Origin of the sequence: Marinomonas sargassi (genome assembly GCF_025716875.1) — a bacterium.
Lineage (GTDB): Bacteria > Pseudomonadota > Gammaproteobacteria > Pseudomonadales > Marinomonadaceae > Marinomonas > Marinomonas sargassi.
On the sequence record NZ_JAOVZB010000005.1, the window covers coordinates 320,526 to 339,947 of the forward strand.

The 19,422-nt window shown below is 42.4% G+C and carries 17 protein-coding genes and 1 other RNA gene; 8 read left to right on the top strand and 10 right to left on the bottom strand.

Annotated elements, in window-relative coordinates:
* Positions 1-98: 98 nt before the first annotated feature.
* Positions 99-1,769 carry a DNA repair protein RecN gene (recN, locus tag OFY17_RS12320; protein WP_263531035.1) on the top strand — a complete coding sequence of 557 codons (1,671 nt, stop codon included), beginning with the start codon at positions 99-101 and terminating at the stop codon, positions 1,767-1,769.
* A gap of 107 nt (positions 1,770-1,876) precedes the next feature.
* On the opposite strand, the gene fur is transcribed toward recN, so the two are convergent.
* Positions 1,877-2,287: a ferric iron uptake transcriptional regulator gene (gene fur, locus OFY17_RS12325; protein ID WP_263531036.1), complete on the bottom strand. Its 411-nt coding sequence runs from the start codon at positions 2,285-2,287 to the stop codon at positions 1,877-1,879.
* Positions 2,288-2,356: 69 nt separating this feature from the next.
* On the opposite strand from fur, the gene OFY17_RS12330 reads away from it, so the two are divergent.
* The gene (locus tag OFY17_RS12330; RefSeq protein WP_263531037.1) at positions 2,357-2,674 is read left to right on the top strand and encodes an outer membrane protein assembly factor BamE; all 318 of its coding nucleotides are present in this window, start codon (positions 2,357-2,359) and stop codon (positions 2,672-2,674) included.
* Positions 2,675-2,705: 31 nt separating this feature from the next.
* Here OFY17_RS12330 and OFY17_RS12335 read toward each other — a convergent pair whose 3' ends face one another.
* From OFY17_RS12335 to OFY17_RS12345, 3 genes are read right to left on the bottom strand one after another with little or no spacing between them, the layout of a single operon-like run.
* Positions 2,706-2,981, bottom strand: a complete 276-nt coding sequence (locus OFY17_RS12335) for an RnfH family protein (RefSeq protein ID WP_263531038.1) — start codon at positions 2,979-2,981, stop codon at positions 2,706-2,708.
* Between the two features lie 27 nt (positions 2,982-3,008).
* Complete coding sequence (locus tag OFY17_RS12340; RefSeq protein WP_263531039.1) at positions 3,009-3,440, bottom strand: type II toxin-antitoxin system RatA family toxin; 432 nt, start codon at positions 3,438-3,440, stop codon at positions 3,009-3,011.
* A 1-nt stretch (position 3,441) separates the two neighbouring features.
* Complete coding sequence (locus tag OFY17_RS12345; RefSeq protein WP_263531040.1) at positions 3,442-4,800, bottom strand: sodium-dependent transporter; 1,359 nt, start codon at positions 4,798-4,800, stop codon at positions 3,442-3,444.
* Between the two features lie 182 nt (positions 4,801-4,982).
* On the opposite strand from OFY17_RS12345, the gene smpB reads away from it, so the two are divergent.
* Both smpB and ssrA read left to right on the top strand, forming a co-directional pair.
* A complete protein-coding gene (smpB, locus tag OFY17_RS12350; protein ID WP_263531041.1) occupies positions 4,983-5,462 on the top strand; it encodes an SsrA-binding protein SmpB in 480 nt (159 codons plus the stop codon).
* Positions 5,463-5,515: 53 nt separating this feature from the next.
* Positions 5,516-5,877, top strand: a transfer-messenger RNA (tmRNA) gene (ssrA, locus tag OFY17_RS12355).
* Positions 5,878-6,135: 258 nt separating this feature from the next.
* On the opposite strand, the gene OFY17_RS12360 is transcribed toward ssrA, so the two are convergent.
* The 3 genes from OFY17_RS12360 to OFY17_RS12370 form a co-directional block, all read right to left on the bottom strand.
* Positions 6,136-8,808, bottom strand: coding sequence for a TRAP transporter permease (locus OFY17_RS12360; protein ID WP_407659441.1), 2,673 nt, complete (start codon positions 8,806-8,808; stop codon positions 6,136-6,138).
* Positions 8,809-8,884: 76 nt separating this feature from the next.
* Positions 8,885-9,877 carry a TAXI family TRAP transporter solute-binding subunit gene (locus OFY17_RS12365; RefSeq protein WP_263531042.1) on the bottom strand — a complete coding sequence of 331 codons (993 nt, stop codon included), beginning with the start codon at positions 9,875-9,877 and terminating at the stop codon, positions 8,885-8,887.
* A gap of 38 nt (positions 9,878-9,915) precedes the next feature.
* On the bottom strand, positions 9,916-11,202 hold the full coding sequence (locus OFY17_RS12370) for an aminotransferase class V-fold PLP-dependent enzyme (RefSeq protein WP_263531043.1): 1,287 nt from the start codon (positions 11,200-11,202) through the stop codon (positions 9,916-9,918).
* 432 nt (positions 11,203-11,634) lie between these two features.
* Here OFY17_RS12370 and OFY17_RS12375 point away from each other — a divergent pair, with 432 nt between their 5' ends.
* Positions 11,635-12,540 carry a LysR family transcriptional regulator gene (locus OFY17_RS12375; RefSeq protein WP_263531044.1) on the top strand — a complete coding sequence of 302 codons (906 nt, stop codon included), beginning with the start codon at positions 11,635-11,637 and terminating at the stop codon, positions 12,538-12,540.
* Between the two features lie 135 nt (positions 12,541-12,675).
* Here the strand turns inward: OFY17_RS12375 and OFY17_RS12380 are convergent, their stop codons facing one another.
* Positions 12,676-13,536: a MerR family transcriptional regulator gene (locus OFY17_RS12380; RefSeq protein ID WP_263531045.1), complete on the bottom strand. Its 861-nt coding sequence runs from the start codon at positions 13,534-13,536 to the stop codon at positions 12,676-12,678.
* A 115-nt stretch (positions 13,537-13,651) separates the two neighbouring features.
* Between OFY17_RS12380 and OFY17_RS12385 the strand changes: the two genes are divergently transcribed.
* The 3 genes from OFY17_RS12385 to OFY17_RS12395 are packed head-to-tail and all read left to right on the top strand — an operon-like array spanning position 13,652 to position 17,111.
* Positions 13,652-14,662, top strand: coding sequence for an NAD(P)/FAD-dependent oxidoreductase (locus tag OFY17_RS12385; RefSeq protein WP_263531046.1), 1,011 nt, complete (start codon positions 13,652-13,654; stop codon positions 14,660-14,662).
* Entirely contained in the window at positions 14,659-15,672 is a 1,014-nt protein-coding gene (locus OFY17_RS12390; protein WP_263531047.1) for a YbgA family protein, read from the top strand. The genes OFY17_RS12385 and OFY17_RS12390 overlap by 4 nt, the downstream gene beginning before the upstream one ends.
* 20 nt (positions 15,673-15,692) lie before the next feature.
* Positions 15,693-17,111 carry a cryptochrome/photolyase family protein gene (locus tag OFY17_RS12395; protein ID WP_263531048.1) on the top strand — a complete coding sequence of 473 codons (1,419 nt, stop codon included), beginning with the start codon at positions 15,693-15,695 and terminating at the stop codon, positions 17,109-17,111.
* Positions 17,112-17,192: 81 nt separating this feature from the next.
* Here the strand turns inward: OFY17_RS12395 and OFY17_RS12400 are convergent, their stop codons facing one another.
* Positions 17,193-18,953 (bottom strand): lysophospholipid acyltransferase family protein, encoded by a 1,761-nt coding sequence (locus tag OFY17_RS12400; protein ID WP_263531049.1) that lies wholly within the window; start codon positions 18,951-18,953, stop codon positions 17,193-17,195.
* Complete coding sequence (locus OFY17_RS12405; RefSeq protein WP_263531050.1) at positions 18,950-19,420, bottom strand: hypothetical protein; 471 nt, start codon at positions 19,418-19,420, stop codon at positions 18,950-18,952. Before OFY17_RS12405 ends, OFY17_RS12400 begins: the two co-directional genes overlap by 4 nt.
* Between the last annotated feature and the right edge of the window lie 2 nt (positions 19,421-19,422).

Genomic DNA, 19,422 nt, shown 5'->3' on the forward strand with positions numbered 1-19,422 from the left:
AATTTTAAGGGAATTAAATTTAATTTTGGGTCTTGTCAAAAAACAGAAAAGTACTGTATAAATAACCATATAAATTTTTCTCATTCTTGGAGACTAGTATGCTGACGAGTATCACCATATCCAACTTCGCCATTGTTGATTCATTAGAGCTTGAGTTCAAAAAAGGCATGACTGTGATTTCAGGGGAGACCGGCGCAGGGAAATCCATCATGGTCGATGCCCTATCCATTTGTTTGGGGAACCGTGTGGATGCGTCAGTGGTACGTCATGGGGAGAAAAAGGCCGATATAAGTGCCAGTTTTGATATTCAAAACTACCCTCACGTTCAAGCATGGCTAGAAGAAAGAGATTTAGAACACGACCAGCATTGCATTCTGCGTCGTGTCATCAGTAAAGAAGGCCGCTCTAAAGGCTATATCAATGGCCGACCTTGCACACTAAGTGACTTAAAAGACGTTGGTAGTCACCTTGTGGACATTCACGGTCAGCACGAGCATCAGTCGCTACTTAAAAAAAATGCGCAAAGACAACTGCTCGATGAATACGGGCAACTCACCGAGCTAAGCAAACAAGTGAGCCAACAATTTAGCCAATGGCGTAACATTAAAGACGAGCTATCTGCCTTACAGAATCGTTCCTCTGAGCGCGATGCAAAATTGCAGCTACTTAATTACCAAGCACAAGAGCTTCAGCGCCTTGGTTTAAAAGAAAACGAAATAGAGCAACTAGAAACCGAACAAGCTTTTCTATCCAACATTGCCGATTCACAACTCAAAGCTTATCAAGCAAGTGGGCTACTGACAGATGGTGAAGAAGGCAATGTCTGCTCCCTACTAAACCAAGCCATTAGTAGTGCCAGCCAAATTAGCCCAGCGACAAAAGAGCTAGAAAGCGCTTTAGAAATGATGAATGTGGCTTTAATACAAGCTGAAGAAGCCGCAGATAGCCTTCGCCATTACCAAGATACACTAGAACAAAACCCCGAACGTCTTATGGAAGTTGACCAACGTTTATCCGAAATTTATGACACAGCGCGCAAACACAGAGTACTGCCCGAAGCCTTACTCATGCTGCAAGCTGATGTGGAAGGACAACTAGACGAATTACAAGGCAGCGGTGAAAGCCTAGAATCGCTAAAAGAGAAAGAAGAGCAAGCCTACGAACAGCTGACCGCTCTCGCCACTTTGCTAACTGAGAAGAGAATTACAGCAAAAGACGATCTCGCCAAAAAAGTGGAAGAGCAAATTCATGGTTTAGGCATGCCCCATGCTGGCTTCTTTATACAATGCCAACCACTCAACCAAGTGACAGCTAATGGCTTTGAAGACATCGAATTCATGATTGCTTCTAACCCCGGGCAACCCGCTCAGCCATTACGCAAAGTCGCATCAGGTGGTGAGTTATCTCGTATCAGTTTAGGCATTCAAGTGGTTACTGCACATACCTCAATCATTCCGACCCTTGTCTTCGATGAAGTGGATGTTGGTATTAGTGGTGGAATTGCGGAAGTGGTTGGTCGTATGTTGCGTTCCGTTGGTAAGCGCGGGCAAGTCTTCTGTGTCACCCATTTGGCGCAAGTAGCAGCACAGGGTAACCAGCACCTTAGAGTCAGCAAGAAGGTCGCCAACGAAGCCACCTCTTCTAAAGTCGATCTATTGCAAGAGCAAGATAGAACGCAAGAAATTGCTCGTTTATTGGGTGGTTTAGAACTAACAGAGCAAACCCTAGCCCATGCCAGAGAAATGCTAGGGAACGTTCAGCTACAATAAATAAGGCTTGTTGTTCGCCTTAATTCCATAAAAAAACAGTCAACAAAAAAGGGGTCAAGCCATTCGGCTTACCCCTTTTCGAATTCTTTGCACTCTAAGTAAAAGGCTTACTTTTTCTTAGGTCGCACGTAAATGATCAAACTGTGATCTTCAATCTCGTAACCGTATTCTTCAGCAATTTCATGCTGACGTTTTTCGATTACTGGATCAACAAACTCAATCACTTTACCTGAGTCTAGGCAGATCATATGGTCATGGTGGTCGCCCTTCGCTAGCTCAAATACCGCAGTACCTGCTTCGAAGTGGTGACGCTGAACCAAACCCGCTGTTTCAAACTGAGTTAACACACGGTAAACCGTTGCCAAACCAACATCTTCTCCTTGATCTAACAATGTGCGATACACATCATCCGCACTCATATGGCGCTCACCGGCATTTTCAAGGATTTGTAAAATTTTCACTCTAGGTAAAGTTACCTTGAGTCCTGCTTTCTTTAGCTCTTGATTTTCGCTAGTCATGAGTCATTCTCTATTCGATCTTGTTGATAATTACTTTATCATAGGCACACCAGAGTAAGGATGATACCAATGAAAAAAACAGTTTTAATTTTATGTGCCGCTTTATCACTCAGCGCATGCAGTTTATTTCCACCACCATACAAGGTTCCAGTACCGCAAGGAAACCTTATCACAGAGGAACAAATTTCTCAGTTACAAATCGGTATGTCGGAATCTCAAGTCATTTACCTATTAGGTAACCCAATGATCCGAGACACTATCAAACCCAACGAGTGGCACTATTTGTTCAGTGTTAAACATGCTACACCAGAAACATTAACCAGTGGCAGTGATAACCTAGTTTTAACCTTTAATAATGGCACTTTAACACAAATTAAAAATAACTAATGCTTATAGCGTATTACCAATTAGTAATACGCTATTTTTTCGCTGCGCGGTTGGCTCTCGCTTGTTTAGGGTCATATTTCAATTCGCGATACAACTCTACTCGCTCGCCTTCTTTCAGAATTTGCTCTTCAGGGTTACGAACCGCTTTCCCGAAAATCCCTACTTTAATATTTTCGACATCAATATGAGGAAAAAAGGTCGTAATATTTGAGCGACGCACCGCATCACGTACTGTGCAGCCTTCTTCTACTTCGAACGCCAAAATCTTTTGTTTTTCTGGCTCGGCGTAGGCAACTTCAACTCTCATAGTTTTATCTCGTCTGCTTATTTCGTCTTATTGGCCGTAAACCACTTTAGCGCGTTTACTAAAAGAGTCCACCATAGCGTTAGCCACTTGACTAAATACGCCGCCAAAAGCAAATTTCAACATGCCGCTCAACTCAAAATCAATGCTCAGCATAATCTTGCAGCTGGTTGGCGATATTTCCGTAAAGGTCCAAATGCCATGTAACTTTTTAAATGGCCCAGAGACAAGGTTCATCTCCACCCTATGGGGTGCCTCTAACGAGTTTCGCGTCGTAAAAGACTGGCTGACAGGGCCTTTTCCCACATCTAAAGACGCCACAATTTCGCTGGAGGTTTGCGAGATCAATCGGGCACTTAAACAACCAGGTAAAAACTCTGGATAGGCATTAATATCGTTCACTAAATCAAACATTTGCTCACAACTGTAGTTTACGTGGGCAAAACGCTCTATATAACTCAAATTAGGCTCCTAACCATCCCGCTAGTGTAATCACAACCAAGGCAGGAATGCTTATGTATTTCAATACGTTATACCACCAATGGAAGTGGTCAGTGTTCTTCGTAATCATCTCATTAAGCAACATATCACGAGGCATAAACCAAGCCATCAAAACAGACAGTAATATGGCGCCAATGGGCAATAAAATATAAGTCGTTACATTATCTAGTAGCGCAAAGAAATTCATTCCAAACACTATCTCAGTATCCCAATGGTTAAAGGATAACAATACCGCCACCCCAATAAACCAAATTGCTAACCCTAATACGAAAGCCGCATTCAAACGAGGTACATAAAATCGCTCATGCAACCAAGCAACAAACAGCTCCAACATAGAAATAGCCGATGTCAGCGCCGCAACCACTAATAATAGAAAGAAGATACCTGCGAAGAATTGACCACCAATCAAGTTACCAAAAATGATAGGCAAAGACACAAAGGTCAAACTTGGCCCTGATTGCACATCAATTTGCGATTCAAACACCAGAGGAAAAATAACCAAGCCAGCTAACACAGCGACGATCAAATCAAATGCCACTACTATGCTACAAGCCCGTGCAATCGACATGTGTTTGCTAATATATGCACCGTAGGAGAACATCGCCCCCATACCAATACTTAAACTAAACAAAGCCATACCAATGGCAGATAAGACCACATCAAAAGTGACGTCCTGCCATGACCAAGCAAACATAAAATCCAGCGTGGAAGGCACATCACCAATCGAGAAGGAATAAGCGGCCATCAAAACCAAAGCAAGTAATAAAGTCGGTATGAGAATTTTCACTACAGTAGACAAACCACGGGTCACGGATTGCCCTACTACTAACACCACCAATACCATAAAAATGCTATGCCATAGCAACATTTCTGTTGGATCGGCTTTTAAATCATCAAACATGCTGATCGCGACAGACGAGGTAATCCCCATGAATTCGCCAGAAAGGGCGCGCTCTAAGTAGGCCATCGCCCAACCGGCGATCACACTATAAAAACCGAGAATCAAAAAGCCCGTAATACCGGCCACCCAAGGCACAACGACCCAAGCAGAGTGACATATATGGCGCTCACTTAAATCGTTAACAGTATCAATAGGGTTAGAACGAACTGTACGCCCCAATGCGACTTCTGCTACAAGAACAGGCAAGCCCACCAGTAACAAACATAAACAATAGACGACGAGAAACGCACCACCGCCATTTTCGCCTAATACGTAAGGAAACTTCCAAATGTTCCCTAACCCGACAGCCGCCCCACTTGCAGCAAATATAAAGATCCATGGGCTTGACCAAATACCTTGTAAACATCGAGTTTCGGACATAAATCTCGGCTCTAAAAATAGAAATAGCAGTGAAAAATAGAGGAAAAATGACTAGCACGAACAAGGCTAACATCTGACCAAACTTAAAAACCTTATTAATGGCTGCGAATTTTCCAACATTCAGCTACATACCTCAAGAAAAGCATAGGTTTTTCTCGTTATGAGCCGTATAATTTTCGGCTATGAGTAAAGTAAAGAAAAAATCCAACAGCACAGGCACTATTGCACTCAATAAACGTGCCAAATACGACTACTTTGTTGACCAAAAGTTCGAAGCTGGACTTGTCCTCTCAGGATGGGAAGTAAAAAGCCTTCGTGAAGGCAAAGCGCAACTGGTTGACTCGTTTGTCATCATCCACCAAAACGAAGCTTGGCTTGTCGGTGCCCGAATTACCCCATTGCTTAGCGCCTCTACCCATGTAGTGTGCGAACCTATGCGCCAGCGCAAATTGCTTTTGAACCGTAAAGAGCTTGATCGCATCATTCAAGTCACGGAACAAAAAGGCAAAACTTGTGCGGCTATGGCCCTGTACTGGAAAGGCAATAAGATCAAATGTGAAGTTGCACTAGTAACGGGTAAGAAAGACCACGACAAACGTGACACGGAACGTGACAGAGACTGGTCAAGAGACAAAGAACGCTTAATGAAACACAAGGTTTAATCAGCTTTTCCTAGCGTCTGCTTATGCTTTGGGCTAGAATTGCGTTACTTTTTGGGGGCGACATGGTTTCGACGTCGGTTACAAACCCAAAGGTGCATGTCGAGAGTGATACGTGATCTCGTAAATCCCCCGTATCAATTTTATAGTCGCAAACGACGAAAACTACGCTTTAGCAGCCTAAACCCCTGCTAGTGTGCTGCCCTCAGGTTGCTTGTAGCCAGAGACTCTGCAGTATCATAAATTACAAGATGCTAACTGATGCCCCGCCTAGGGATAAGGTTCTAAGATTAAGTAGGCTCGCCATTAACACCCTGTCCTTCGGGCGGTTCGTGGTCAAAAAGTAGAAGTGACTATGCATGTAGAGCCGATGGCAGCGGACTGACGGACGCGGGTTCGATCCCCGCCGCTTCCACCAATTAGAGGCTTGATTTTAAAAGGGTTTGCACTTTTTGAAATGAGGTCGGTGTACTTATGATACACCAAATAAAAAAACCACCTTCGGGTGGTTTTTTTATTTCTGTAGAAAATAAACCTGTTATGGAATAACTCTATGCGGAATAATTACGTACGCGTATCATTTACATACACCTCTACTTATTCTGCATACAACTAAGCAACTTACAACAAAGTCATTTTCTACTATCCATTAAAGATATGGACATATTTATTTGAGTCACTTAAGCTTTTGCCGTCTCGTTATCATTTTAATTCTACTGCGGCGTTGAGCGGAAGAAACTGATGATGCCAAAGCTAATTTACTCGTTATAATGGTAGCTCTACGGCGACGTTGAGCTACCATAACCAATGCTAACAAGGCTAAAACAGGTAAATAAATAAGTTGTTTTGGTGGTTGATCTTGAGGCACTTCAACCCCTGTAATGATCTGATCAAACTGCAATCCCGCCTGCTCAGCCACACTATCATAACCAACAAAGTCAACAACGACATTACCGCCACTAGTGATCAATTCAACACCACTAGAGATTAGGCTGTCACCTTCATTTAATGTTAGCTTAATTAAGAATGAACGTGCATCACCGACACTATCTTCACCTTCAATCCATAAACGTAATTCATTGCCTAGTTGTAAATTATAAGCATTTTCAACTAACTCAGAAGGTGATATTTGCTGGTAAGGCGATTCTATACGATCCATCCAGAAACCTGGGCGAAACAGTGAAAACGCAATCAACAATAGTAACAATGACTCATACCAACGACTACGTATAATAAAGTAGCCTTGCATGGCTGATGAGAACACCAGAATCGCTACAGTAGCAATAATAAAGACTTGAATGCCCTCGAGCCAACTAACGTCAATCAACAATAAGTCCGTGTTAAAGATAAACAAGAATGGTAATACTGCGGTTCGTAAACTGTAGTTAAAGGCAACAAAACCCGTTCGAATAGGGTCGCCACCCGATACTGCCGCCGCCGCAAACGAAGCCAACCCAACCGGAGGTGTAACATCGGCCATAATACCGAAGTAGAAAACGAACAAATGGACTGCAATAAGAGGAACAATTAACCCAGACTCTTGACCCAAGGAAACGACAACAGGCGCTAATAAAGACGACACAACAATGTAATTCGCTGTTGTAGGCAAGCCCATTCCAAGAATCAAACTTAGTACAGCCGTTAGAACCAACATTAACAATATGTTGCCCATTGATAGAATCTCTACCAAATCCGCTAAAACAGAACCCACACCCGTTTGAGAAACCGCACCAACAATAATACCTGCCGTCGCTGTCGCAATTCCAATACCTATCATGTTTCGGGCACCAACAATTAAACCATCTATTAAGTCATTGAAGCCTTCACTCCATTTAGCAGCAAAGTTATTTTGTTGACGAAAGAAAGACAGAATAGGACGCTGAGTCACTAGTATTATCATCATTAAAACGGTTGCCCAGAAGGCAGATAGACCAGGTGATAAACGCTCTACCATTAAACACCAAACTAAGAGCACCACAGGTAATAAGAAATGTAAGCCTGACTTAACAGTACGACCAACTTCTGGCAATTCGACCATAGGCTTATTTGGATCATCTAAAGACAAATCAGGTACTTTTGAAGCCACTTTCAGAAGAAACAAATACACAGCAAGCAGTAATACAGCAATGATTGTAAACGCGTATTCACCGAATGTAGGCTTTATCCAACCAATTCCGTAATACACAATGGCGGCAATGGCCACTGTCACTAGAAACCCACTAAGCACGCCAATCAAACGTAAATGCCAAGGCTTAATTGCAGCACGACGCGGCATGCCTTCCATGCCCAGTTTTAATGCTTCTAAATGCACGATATAGATAAGTGCAATATAAGAAATCAAAGCAGGTAAGAAAGCGTGCGTAATCACGTCAACATAGGATATCCCTACGTATTCAACCATCAAAAATGCAGCAGCACCCATTACTGGGGGCATGATTTGACCATTAACAGAAGAAGCGACTTCAACAGCTCCGGCTTTTTCGGACGAAAAACCAACCCGCTTCATCATAGGTATTGTAAAAGTACCAGTAGTAACAACATTGGCAATGGAAGAGCCAGAAATGAGACCTGTTAGACCAGATGAAACAACCGCCGCTTTAGCTGGACCACCACGCATGTGGCCCAGTAGAGAAAAGGCTACTTGAATAAAGTAGTTACCAGCCCCAGCTTTGTCTAACAAAGCACCAAAAAGTACAAAAAGAAACACAAAGTTAGAAGAAACACCTAAGGCAATACCAAATACGCCTTCGGTGGTTATCCACTGATGGTCTGCTAATTCAGCTAGGGTCACACCTTTATGTGCAATTATTTCTGGCATGTAAGGGCCAGCTACGGAATAAACAATGAAGACAATCGCGACGATCATTAAAGGCGGTCCGAGAGTACGACGTGCAGCTTCGAGTAATAATAATAAACCAACCGCAGAAACCATCAGATCTTGGGCGATAGGCAAACCTGGTCGGCTAGACAATTGATCGTAGAAAATAAAAATGTAGGACGCACAGAAGGTGCCGACTAAACACAATACAACATCATATAAAGGAATCTTATTGCGAGGAGAGCTTGCTAAGGCAGGATAAGCCGTGAAAGCCAGAAAAATAGCAAACGCTAAGTGAATAGCACGAACTTCAGTATCATTAAAAATACCAAAGCTGCCAATCATCGGCCAATCATAAAATGGTAAAGGCGATGCTATCCAGAGCTGAAAAAGAGACCAGAATAAGGCGACTCCAAGTAATAACTTACCACTCCATCCAACTGGTACTCGTGCACCAGTATCATTAGCGGCGACCATCTCCTCTAATGCTTTCGCATCTACTTCGGTATGGTTTTTAGACATACTTCCCATATACAGCTCCTAAAATAACAATCATATGAATCAAAAAAAAGAGACGCTCAAGCGTCTCTTTCAATCTACGGGATAATTACATCCAACCTTGTTCTTTGTAATAACGAACAGCGCCATCATGCAATGGAGCAGAAAGGCCATTTGAAATCATATCTTTTGGTTCTAGATTAGCGAATGCAGGATGTAAACGCTTGAAACGATCAAAGTTATCAAAAACCGCTTTCACAACTTGATAAACTGTTTCGTTATCTACTTTTGCAGAGGAAACCATTGTTGCCGCATTACCAAATGTTTTCACATCATTGTCGTTACCGTTATAAAGACCACCTTTCACAACAGCTGGAGCGTAAAAGTCATTACCAGCAATTAGCTTATCTATCTCCGGACCAGTCACAGGAATGATACGTGTATCACAAGACGTTGTTGCTTCTTTGATCATACCAGATGGATGACCAACGTTTGCTAGAATAACATCTAGTTTATTATCACATAGCGCTTGAGATTGTTCGGAAGACTTAAGCTCAGCAGCCAGCTTAAAAGTGTCGTTCGTCCACCCCTTCTCAGCCATGATCACTTCCATTGTTCCACGAGTACCAGAACCTGGGTTGTTTAGGTTCACACGCTTGCCTACTAAATCATCAAACGTTTTTACACCAGAATCAGCTCGAGCAACAACAGTGAAAGGTTCACCATGAATAGCAAACAATGCACGAAGATCTTTATAAGGGCCTTGCTCAATAAAAGAGGTGTGTTTTGTACCGTTTAGCGCGTAATATTGCCAATCTGATTGGGCTACACCTAGATCACGCTGTCCTTGACGAACTGCATTAATATTTGCAACTGAACCACCAGTAGAGGGGGCCGTACATTTAATACCATGTTCATCCGTGTCACGATTTACAAGGCGACACATAGATTGACCAACAACATAGTAAACACCTGTTTGACCACCTGTTCCAATTGTTACATAACTTGGTTCAGCAGCATTAATCGCAGTAGCACTAATAGATGCGGTGATACCAATAGCAGCGGATACCACTAATTTCGAAAATGTACTCTGTATAGACATTTGTTTTTCCCCTAATATGATTATCAATTATCTTCAAACTATTTTTTTATAATTCCTAGAAGCTGCTCTAGAAAGAATTCAATTTCCTCTTGCGTGTTATAGTGAGCAAAAGAAACCCTTGCGACAGATTCCAGTCCCAGTGGGCGTAAAATATTTCCAGAATAAAGGTCATTGGAGCGAGCATGAATTCGTATTCCACGTTCGCCTAGCAAAGCCACTAAATCAGTTGCTGACCAGCCTTCAACACTAAAAGCAACGACACCTTCACGTTGTTTAATATCTGTTGTACCGACCATCGTGATGCCTTTAGTATTAAGAAGGCCTGTATATTTTTTAGTACCATTGAAAAGAGTTGAAATTAATCCATGCTCGTGATGCTGCATGATTTTTCCTGCGACGTGTAATTGGTCTCGAGTACTGGTTTTTTGAGTGAAGCGCCCTCCCAACCAAGCTAAATAATTCACCACTTCTGTAATTGCAACCAAAGCAGATGGGTCACGACTACCTAGTTCCCAAACACTATCCGGCTTACCAATTAACCTATCATGGGGAATGATACTCATACGTTCAGACACCCATGCATAACCATTATTGAATTTGGAATACATCTTATATAACGACAGCACATAAGCGTCCGCACCGTAACTTTCTACATCAAGATAGCCATGCGGTGCATGCTGTATACCATCAACAATAATAAAACACTCGGGTGCAATCGCTCTTATTGCATCGACAATCGCTTTTACATCCATTACAACGCCTGTCACTGGGTTAGTGTGAATGACAGTAGCAACACGGGTATCTGGTCGAACAAAAGCAGCATAATCTTCTGCGCTAACGACACTGGTTTGCGTGTTAAAAGGAACGTCAATCCAGTCTCTATTTGTGTTTTTAGCCCAAATTTGAGTAGCACTGTAGGTTGATGGGTGCTCAACGGCACTAGATAATATAGAGCCACCTGACCTAGCTGCCATTGAGGCACTTCTCACTAACCGAAAAAGACACTCGCTGCCTGTTTCTCCACCAAATACGACGCCACTTTTCGCTCCAAAGAAAGTTTTAAGGTCTTCTATCCCTTTTGAGACAATCTTAGTTAAGGCTAGTGATGCCGGATTATTGCGGTGTTCGTTATCTGGAACAGCGCTTAACATCGAAGAGTGCTCAACTACAGACTTTAATGTCAGTGATCCACCAGCACTTTCAAAATAGATACGTTTACCAGCATAAGGGCACTCATCTACATAATGGAATTTAGAGCGCACTTCTTCCATTAGACTTTTATTAATTAAACTCGCACCTGCGGTAATTTCGGAGATCTTACTCATGAATAAACCTTGTTGATTAATACAGAGGTTAAAGCATGCATTCGATTAGACACCCTCACGCAGCTTTACATTCTTAAACTCAGTCTATTTAGAAAAAGAAATAAAAAAAGCGAATAATAGGAATGATGAAACATTCCTTTTTGTTAACAAAAGTGGGTGCAAATGAACATTTATTGAAATATCTTTATCTACTTAAAGATCATCAGACATTAAAGTACAGCTAGCTTACATATTTCGTTTTTGGATATGTAAGAAGCAATTTATTGACAGCCTGAATAGGCTTGTTTAATGTATTTTCTATAAAAATTCGTCATTGCAATCACTGATAAAGGAATTTTTATAGGTCTATTCCTCTAGGTAAAAACTACCTCAAATTGCTTTCTTAGATACAAATTTAAACGTATTAAAAAGTACAACTTAGACGAGAAATACATGATTACATTCAAGCAAATGGAAGCCTTATATTGGATTTCAGAGTTGGGAAATTTCGAGTTAGCAGCCCAAAAATTACACACGACACAGTCTGCAGTTTCAAAGAGGATTAATGAGCTAGAGGTCATTTTTGGTATGTCTATTTTTGACCGATCTCGTCGGTCGGCTCGACTAACCGAAAAAGGTCACGAGCTATTACCCATGGCAAAAGAGTTAATCGAATTAAGAGACAAAACAATTGAATGTATGGCAAGTCCAACTGTTTTGCATAAGCGTTTTAGAATTGGGGTAACAGAATTAACCGCATTGACTTGGCTACCCAATCTGGTCAATTTAATTAAACAGAATTATCCAAAAATTATAATTGAGTCGCATGTTGAACTTAGCTCTGTACTCTTCGAAAAAATGGATAATGACTTACTCGATTTCATTATTGCTCCTGATGTACAAAAAAGCCTACGTTTCAAAATACACACTCTTAGCACGGTCGAAAATGCATGGATGTGTACGCCCGATTACACTGAAAACAAAGACACTATTGAGTTAAGAGATATTTCACAATTCAATGTGTTAACACAAGGCACACCTTCAGGAACTGGATTAATTTATGACCAATGGCTTGCTCAGCACAAAAGCGCCCCCTCTCAAACGCTAATCAGTCATAACCTAATCACTCAGATTGGCTTAACCCTATCGGGGTTTGGCATCACTTACTTACCGTTAAACGCCATGTCTTCACTTATAGAAAACAATCAATTGAAAGTACTTAATATTGTGCCTAAATTACCTGCAATACAATATGCGGCTATACACTCCTCAGATCGAAATTCACAGATTTATCAAGATGTTGCAGACTATGCTCAACAAACTTGTGACTTTAGTCATTTTTTACTAACTCCCTGTTAAATATAAAAATACATACTATATATTAAAACTCTGACTTTAATTTTTTCAAAAATATTGCTAACAAATGTTTACTAGACAGATATTCTAAACCTCAGCCATTGGAAATCGAGAATATGCCAGATGCGCTCGGAATAGTTACTTAAAAAAAACCACCAGCTGCTTCAAGTCTCCAAACACTCTTTCGGTTTGTTTAAAACCTGATATATCTGGTGCTGTACCACATAAAAGCAAGTGTTCACTTTCTTTTAAAGCCTTTGAAGATAAAGCCTCTTCATTATCCTTCCATGTTCCGTCTTGGTATATCACTACTTTTGACGCATTGAGTTTGCTTAGCGACTCTATAGCGGTCGGTATGGTGAGCGGCAAGGCAAACAAGTAGACTTTATGGTCTAGGTCTGTCAGTTCTAATGCCGCTAGTGCCAATCGCCACATGGGGGCTTGGTTACCACAAATAAGGGTAATGCTAGTTTGGGTTTTGCTTTTGGTAACCTTGGCATTCAGGCGCATGACAACGTATCGGTACACTTCACTTTCTAAAAAGGCCATAAAGGCCGATGCGGCTTGTTTATGGGACAAAGCAGCGAAGCTTGGTTCTATCAGGCGAGATAACACAATGTCTATCGGGTAACTAGATAAAGTCTGCTGCAGTTGGCTTTCCACTTTTGTAACGGATAAGGCCTCTACCGATTCCACCAGCTGCTCTACCGCTGGTTGCCATGTATTTGACACTTCCTCTTCTTCTATTTGGGTAATGTCTTCTTTAAGTAATGGTTTTACTTTGCCAATGGGTACACCACGGGCCATTAGGGTCAGTACTTTTTCAATTGTGGCGACGTCTTGTTCTGAATAAAGGCGATGGCCTTTCTCCGAGCGCTGTGGCTTTAACAAACCGTATCGTCTTTCCCATGCTCGCAAGGTGACTGTGTTCACTTGAGTTCGAGCACTCAACTCTCGTATAGGAAAACCCGCTTTTTTTTCTTCTTGTATTTGGCTCATGCCATAACACCTTAACTACCAATATAATCAAACATAAAGTTGTACAAAAAATAAAACTGTACAATGCATGAATTATACACTATATTTTTTTGTATAAGTTTTTAGGGAGTTTAGCATGAATACCGATATAGCCATAATAGGCGCAGGCACATCAGGCTGTTTTCTTGCCTATCAGCTCCAAAATAATGGCGTTGACTGCGTGTTGATTGAAAAAAGCCGTGGCTTAGGTGGGCGTTGTAGCCGACGCTTTATCGATTCGGACTACAGCATCGACCTTGGTGCACCTGCTTTCAAAATCAACTCTATGGTTTCTCCTCAACTCCTTGAACACATAGACACTTGGGTTAATGCTGGCACCTTGATTCCTTGGACACATAAGAAAAGTCGTTTTAACACTGTAGAATCCATTAGCTCCACTACCGCATTTTGTGCCGCACCTTCCATGAATGCGTGGCACAAGACAATGGCAAAACAAACACCTGTCTTAGCTCAAAACAGAGTGCATACAGTTTCTAAAGTAGACGACGCTTGGCACCTTTTAAGCGAAGATAATCAACTTATCTGTATCGCCAACAAGGTAATTTTGACCTGCCCACAAGAGCAAGCCTTAAACCTGTTAGAGCCTCTTAGTGTGTTTGATACGGATGAACTGAAACAACACAGCAACTTGCCTCAATATGTTTGCGCCATTTCTGCAGACCATGCTGAGGTTGAAGTCCCTTATTTTCAAGGTGGCCACTCTGTATTGGATTGCGCTATTTCTGAAAACCATAAACCAGACCGAGAATTATCCAGCGAGTTAAAACAAGTCTGGTTGTTACACAGTACCCATGAATGGGCAGAAGAAAACAGTCATTTAAAACACGATGAGGCGGCTTTGGAGTTAACCCAAGCCTTTTACGAAGCCCACCATTTAGAGCATAGGCCAAGCATACTTACCTCCCACTATTGGCGTTTATCTCGTCATCAAGTGGCAGCTAAAGAAAAGCCCTATTTGTGGAGTAAAGAACAAGGTATTGGCTGCTGCGCTGACTGGCTCAGTAGCGGCGACATAGCGGGGGCACTCACCAGTGCGCTCAGTTTATTTGAAGAAATAACATCTAACAGTGAGAGGACATTCCCATGAAAAACCACACTGTCATCGCAAGTGATAAAAATAGAAACGACAATAACGAAAGCCACCAGCCAGATATTAAAATTGGTTTAAGTGCCTGTTTAGCCGGCTTCGAAGTACGTTATAACGCCGGTCATAAACAGTCTCAGCTTTGCCTTAAAACATTGAGCAAGCACTTTAGTTTTAAAACATTTTGCCCTGAAGTATCCGCTGGCTTTAGCACCCCAAGACCGACCATGAGATTAATCGGTAACCCAGATGAGCCAACGTTAACTTACACCAAAGACAGCTCAGAAGACTTAACCGATCAACTAAAGCAGGGCTTCCAAGATGAGTTAACACAATTGGATGACTTAGATGGATATATATTAATGAGCAAGTCGCCAAGTTGTGGCCTAGAGCGAGTGAAGGTATATCAAGAAAGCGGCATGCCACATCAAAAATTTGGTATGGGCTTGTACGCAAAGGCTCTGAAAGAAAAGTACCCATTAATGCCAATGGAAGAAGAAGGCCGTCTCCATGATGATGTGCTGTACGACAACTTTGTGACTCGGGTATATGCTCACCACAACTTTCGTAAAGAAGTATTGGAGCAGCCAAGCATTGCTAACCTAATGCAGTTCCATGCTAGCTATAAATACATGCTGATGGCACATCAACAAAAAGACGCAAAAACCTTGGGCAAACTGGTCGCTTCCCACAAAGGCTTAAGCTTCGAAGAGCTAACCACTCAATACTTAGCGCTGTTTATGAAAATCATGTCTAAGCCAGCGAACCGAGGCAACCACACCAATGCTTTGCTACACATGTTGGGTTACTTAAAGCAGTCTGTATCGTCAGATGCACGCCAAAGTATCGTTGATGCTATTTACACTTATAACAATGGCATGACGCCTCTTGTCACACCCTTAACCCTATTGAAGCATTACTTTAAGCAATATGGTTCTAGCTACATAAATATGCAGAGGTACTTACAGCCTTATCCTGAAAACATTCACCCAATACGTAAATATTGTCGTTAATGGCGGTACGAGAACACACTATGAATACACCATTAACCCTTATGTGGTTTGAGCAAGATTTACGATTGGAAGATAACCCAGCCCTTACGGCTGCACTCGCCCATGACAATGTATTAGTGCTTTATATTTTGGATGACCAGAATGCAGAGCAATACAAAATGGGGGGCGCTAGCCGTTGGTGGCTGCACCACTCTCTCGCGTCATTGGATAAGCAATTTGGTAATAAACTGAACTTTTACCAAGGGGATGCAGAAAGTATTTTAGAGTCCTTGTGTTCTCGACTTCACGTTGACCATGTATTTTGGAACCGACGCTATGAGCCATGGCGCATCGCCAGAGACAAGAAAATTAAAGCTTCTTTGCTCGAGAAAGGCATACAAGCGAAATCCTTTAACGGCAGTTTATTAAACGAGCCTTGGCAAGTAGTTAAGCCTGACCAAACGCCCTATAAAGTGTTTACGCCTTACCACAATCAGGCCAGCAAAATGGAACGAGTAGATCATCCTCTACCTATTCCGAACCTGACCAGCTCTTTTCAAAAAGATGATAAGGCCACAACTCTTAAAGCACTTAGTTTATTGCCAGAAATTTCGTGGGATAAAGACTTCTACACCCATTGGACGCCGGGTGAAGCGTCTGCCCAAGCTTTTTTAAAGACCTTTCTAACCGATGGCTTGGACACCTATAAAGAAGGGCGTGACTTTCCTGCGTTGCAGAGTGTGTCTAAATTATCACCTCACCTGCATTTTGGTGAGATATCACCCAGACAAATTCATCATGTACTTAAGGGTATAGCGGAAGGTGACAATAAAGAGCATTTCTACAAAGAGCTACGCTGGCGTGAGTTCTCCTATTATTTGCTGTTTCATTGGCCTGAGTTGCCCACAACTAACCTAAAAACGAGTTTCCGCTTCTTCCCTTGGACCCATCACGATGCCAATTTGCAACGCTGGCAACAGGGTTTAACGGGCTACCCTATGGTGGATGCAGGTATGCGCGAACTATGGCAGACGGGCTATATGCATAATAGAGTTCGCATGATTACCGCCTCTTTTCTCGTTAAGAACCTATTAATAGATTGGCGCTGCGGAGCTCGCTGGTTTTGGGACTGTTTAGTGGATGCGGATCTTGCGAGCAACAGTGCGAGCTGGCAATGGGTAGCTGGCTGCGGAACCGACGCTTCTCCTTACTTTCGAATCTTCAACCCTGTGACACAAGGTGAGAAGTTCGACCCTGAAGGAGAATACACAAGACGCTATTTACCTGAGCTAAAAGACTTACCGAAGAAATACCTATACCGACCTTGGGAAGCACCTGAAGAAGTATTGAAAGCGGCGAATGTGGTATTGGGCGAAACCTATCCTCACCCCATGGTAGACATTAAAGAGAGCCGCGAACAAGCGTTAAGTGCATATGAAGTGACTAAACAAATGCTTTAAATTCAATTCGTTAGAAACTAAGTATATTAAATACTAAAAAGCCGATGTGGAAACATCGGCTTTTGTTTTTATGAACAGCAATTAATTGTCTAAAGCATTATGACTCTCAAGGTATTCGGCGGCTTCTGGACGCCCCATGTACTTACCTAGAGTTTTAACAGGTACACGTCTTAAGTCTACGACGATCAAACCATCCAATGTATTATGGAAGGCTGGGTCAACGTTAAAACACACTAACTTACCATTCATTTTCAGATACTGTCGTATCAAGACAGGTAAGCCTTTGCCCTGCTCCATTCTGGTTAGCACCTTAGACAGTAAGGTCACGCTTGCTAATGCAGACAAGAGGTTAGGTTGCCAAAACACAGACGAGTCTGAACGCAAGGGTGTAGAAGGTGTTACTAACTCGGCTTTTTCGTCATCATAGTAGTGGACAGAAAGCGTCGCCGCCATTAGCTGTCGTGCACTGTCGCTGTAGTCATTACTGATACTCACAGGGCCAAAAAGGTGGGTGTATTTAGGGTTCTTGTAGGCAAAAGTAGCCAAGCCTTTCCACAACAATAACAAGGAGTTAAGGTTTCGCTGGTAGACTTCAGCAACGACCGAACGACCTACTTCGATACTATGATCAAGCGTGTCGATAAAGGCTTGGTCGTAGTTAAACAAACTTCTTGAATAGAGGCTCTCAATGCCCCGCGCCTCTATCATTTTATCCACCATACAAAGGCGGTAAGAGCCAACAATTTGCTTGTCTACTTTGTGCCAAACGAACAGCTGCTGGTAATAGCTATCGTATTCATCAATATCACAGTCTAGCCCCGTACCTTCTCCAACTGCGCGGAAGCTTTGCTCGCGAATACGACCAATCTCTCTCATCAAATTAGGGATAGCTAGCGTAGGCGCACAGTAAACCATGAAGTCGCCTTGCTCATGCAAAATACCCTCATCAGGAATAGCGCTAATTTCTTCTTCTAATAAATGCGTTGCAATCGGCTCTATTACAGCAACAGTATTCTCTGCGGCATCAAGCGAATTTTCAGCGCCTTGGTTAGAGCTCATTAGATAAGTATTCAGGCGCAAGTAATTCACTAAATCTTTTTCATTTTCGAAGCCAGACAACTCAGAGTACTCAATAGCATCGCCAATCGAAATTTCAATTTTAGTTGAGGCTTTGTTTAGCAGTTCTCGACCCAGCATGGCGGTACGTAATAATGGATGAACCTTACCGGCTTTATAGAATAAAGGGCTATTTTTACCATTGATAAAAATAGGTACCGTTGTCGCTTCACTGTACTTTATGAATTTAGCAACTGAGTTGCGCCACTCAATATCCGATAAGTTGGCATCGCCCTTTTGATAGGTAGAAACTTCACCAGCTGGAAAGATGATCAAGACTCCGCCATCAGCAAGGTGCTGATTGGCTTCTCGAATCGCTAAGGCGTTGGTGCGCTTTGCGGTTTTGCCGCCGAAAACATCCACCCCAATAAACAAGTCGCTAATTTCTGGTAAACGCTTAAGCATTTGATTCGCCAGTACTTTTACATCTTTTCGTACTAAGCCTACCAAGTCGGCTAAGATCACCCCTTCAATAGCACCTAATGGGTGGTTCGCGACAATTACCACTGGTCCTTCTTGAGGGATATTCGCTGTGGAACCACTCCCTAACTCATAATCTACATTAAGAGCGTTTAGGGTATAGCGCATGAAATCGAAGCAGGTTTCTGTTTCTGGGCGCTTTTGATACAAGCCATCTAACTTAGATAAACCTGTCATCCATTCGACAAAGGATTCACCTAAACCAAATGGCGTTACTCGTGGTAAACGAAAAGGACTATTGATCATGCCTCAGCTCCTTTGCCAAACAGGCATTTGGACCATTTTTTCAATACGCCCGTCTCACTTTTAAGGTCACGTATTGCCAAAAAAGACGCACTTAACCAAACCAAGCAAGCCATTCCAAACAGTAGACCTGCATCATCGCCGATGATTTCACCTGTTTCACCAAAGGCAGGCATCACCACTCCTAGCGGCGTGAATAAATGGAAGAAAATCGCCCCTGTCATCACACCCACACTCATTAGTGCGCCTAGCCCGTGCCAACGGGAAAATAATAAGGCCGCTGCGATTAGCTCTCCGCCACCCACCATGTAGGCACCGTAATCAGCAAACCAAGCAAAGCCTGACCATTCACCTAAGGTGCCAAAAATAAAGTCGGTTTCTGGCGACCCTGTAAATTTAAAAAACAGTGACTGAACAAATACAAAGGCAATGAATGCAGCTGGTACATGCTTGGTTAATTGAAAACGCATTA